Genomic DNA, 2,938 nt, shown 5'->3' with positions numbered 1-2,938 from the left:
AGTGCGACCTGCTTGCGGTCATCGCCTTCAACGAATCGCTTCATGAGTCACCCAGTCTGAACGCGTTGATTTAGTTTAGGCGATCAATGCGTTTTCACACACTCTCGGTCGACTTCTGCCCGATCCAGCCGATCGAGGACGAGCCCCATCGTCGGTTCAGCATCGGACTGGACCCGGCCACGAGCGGACGGTCGACGTCGGTGCCTAAATCGCCAACAATCAACGCTTCCGGCGTCGTATAGTGCTGCTTCGTCTGGGAAGCTCAATTTTTGAATCGGCGCCAACACGCATGGAAAATGCGTTTCGTCGCGCGCGCCAATTTAGTGGAGCCAGGCGAGCGAAGTAGGGCGTCGATACCCTCAGGCAATCTCCCGAGCACAACCAGCGTATCCATGACGAAATCCTTCCCGTTGCGCTTCGGCGATCAAGGCCAGTACGAGCTCAGCAAAGAATCGTTTGACCACATCGTCGCAGGCGAGACGACGATTCGTCCTGTGGTGACCCCGACCGGCAAGTACCAAGAGACGGTGCTGTCGGGTGGCCTGCACACCTACGCCGGCTGGAAGAAATTCCTGGCCCTGCACCCAAAGGTCGTTCACCTGATGGAGTTTCGCCTTGGCGTCCATGACGCCTGGTGGTTCGCGCGGGAGCTTCAGAACGGGTGCATCACGCTGAAGATCCCCAGACGGCTGTTCACCAAAGGGGCTGCCGGGATCACCCAGCAGCCAGACAACTACTACAAGTCTGGCTATCTCTGGAAGACGCTGTTTCCGGTGACGTTCACCGAGGACGACATCATCGATGTGATCGATGAGGCGCTCAAGAACCTCGACCGGGAGCTCTCGGATTCGATCACTGCGGAAAAGCCCGACGGCGTGCTGTACGGCTACGCCAGGCTGACTGACCCGTTGAAGGCCATGCTAATTCGCGTCCAGATGCGCGGCAATCGGATCATGTCTGCCTTTCCCGCGTGGGATCAGCCTTGGACGGGCAACAATGGCAAGGCCTATTCGCACTTCCATTCGATCAGCTTCTTGCTCGCCGAGTCAACCGTCGACATTGCGGATTTCCGGCCCGAGTACGGGCCAGTCTTCCAGGGTGATCGGTTCGATCGGGATGCGCTGCTGGCGAGCACGCCGCAGTTCATCAAGTCGCGCAGGAACCGCAGCCTTGCCACACCAGTCGACGCGCGCAATGCAGCCCGTTCGCAGACCTTGGGAGCAGTGGCCATACGGGCGACCCCGGCGGACTTGGACGCCATTGACCGCTACCTCGCAGACTATCCGTGTGCGAAGGACCCGTTCGCGGTTCAACGTGACATGTACATGCACTTGATCGACGAGCTCGATCGGTGGCCTGAGCTCTTCAATGCCGCTCAGTTCACGGAGAACGTTGGCGAGTGCCTCTATGTTTTGTCCGCGTGCGACGGTATGTTCAATACCCGCCGCGCGGTGGACGCGGCGATTCGCTTCCTTGGGCAGGCACTCGTCCACACGGGCGGACTGAACACGTTGATGTTCAAGGCGCTGATCGGGGACATGATCACCATGGCGATTGGCCACGCTGATAAGACAGCGTTGCGAGACGTGCTTGCAGCGCTCGCCGCCTCGCCGTGTCGGGCCGCGCTGTATACCGAGTTCGACCTTTTTCCCTTTTACCCGTTTCGCAAGGCGGGTGAGCCCGAACCGCCTGAAGGCCAGGAAAGCCCCACGCTGCAGTTCAACGTTGATCACCTGCTCGAGTTCATCGCCTTCAATCTGGGCGAGAACTACTTGATCGCGTTCAGCAAGGAGCAGCGGCTGACTTTTGCACGCGATACCCTCGACCACGGCAATCAGTGGCGGCTGGCTCGAGATCTGATGTCCAAGTTCGCTGAGCGCGACTTCGATTTCTTCATGCCTTACGTGCTCGATCTGGACGATCTGACCGATCAGGTTCCGCCGACCGAGCAGGACCTGTTGACTATCTTTCGCGACTACGGACGGATGATGGTCATGATGCGCCAGCGCGTTGTCATGGAAGATCCTGCGGCCTACAAGGCCAAGCTGGAGGACCTGGAGAAGGGCACCGACGCTTACGACGCCCTCTACCGGCAAAAGCACAAGCGCGACTACGTCCTGACGATGCACCAGGTCATGCTGGCCAAGGCCATGAAGTACGCCGACAAGGTGGGCTATGCCAAGTTGAAGGCTACTTGCGCGGAAGCGCTTGTGCGGCTTCCAAAGGAGCACGTGCCGCCGCCTCGACGTGTCCCTGACTACATCGCTATCTACCGAAAGGACGAGTGGGGGCAGATGATGCTTGTCCCCGACGGGGACGATGCCGCCGATTCGACCGCCACCGTCCTGGACGATGACGAAGATGGCTCAGGCGATTGACAGAGTCCTTGAGATCTGAAGAGGACTCGGTGGGCCGGCACTTTGTTCTATCACGCCGCCCCCTTGCTCACTTGCTCGCCCGCGACTTGGCGATCGTCTCATCGGTCGCCCACAGACCGTTGGCGATGAAGCGGAAGTTCACGAGTGTGCTCGCGTAGTCGTCGCCTTCGGGCAATTCCGGCTAAATCTCTACATTGAGGATGATCAGCACAGCCTCCATTTGACCGCTGTCATTATATTTGAGTGATGCAATGCTGGTGCGAGCGTCCGCTGTGGAGAAAAGCATCCGTCCTTTGTGGGTCGGGTAGCGCCCATTGCTCCAGATGCAGACTGGATCTCCCTTCAACTGAAAGGAGATTGTCATGAGCACATCAGTCGACACAGTTCCGACGCGAGTCCCGTGGAATAAAGGGAGATTAACCGGCCAGAAGCCACCGCTGAAGCTGAAAGAAATTTGGGCGATACGCGTGCGCCTGCAGCTTTCGTCCCGCGTGCGGGATCTGGCAATGTTCAATCTCGGCATCGACAGCAAGCTCCGCGCTTGTGATTTGACGAAGCTG

Annotated in this window: 1 protein-coding gene and 1 pseudogene; both read left to right on the top strand. The window is 58.7% G+C overall.

Annotated features, from left to right (window positions below):
- Positions 1–392 precede the first annotated feature (392 nt).
- Positions 393–2,378 (top strand): hypothetical protein, encoded by a 1,986-nt coding sequence (locus HV744_RS36270; protein ID WP_175154043.1) that lies wholly within the window; start codon positions 393–395, stop codon positions 2,376–2,378.
- Positions 2,379–2,740: 362 nt separating this feature from the next.
- Positions 2,741–2,938: pseudogene (locus tag HV744_RS36265) on the top strand (integrase); the annotation flags it as partial.

The sequence above is a fragment of the Paraburkholderia ultramafica genome (assembly GCF_902859915.1).
GTDB lineage: Bacteria > Pseudomonadota > Gammaproteobacteria > Burkholderiales > Burkholderiaceae > Paraburkholderia > Paraburkholderia ultramafica.
Note: the sequence above shows the minus strand (reverse complement) of the source record. Positions and strands in the feature narration are given on the sequence as shown.

Excerpts from the sequence above, each read along its gene's own strand:
- HV744_RS36270 (WP_175154043.1), top strand. The coding sequence starts at position 393 with ATGACGAAATCCTTCCCGTTGCGCTTCGGCGATCAAGGCCAGTACGAG.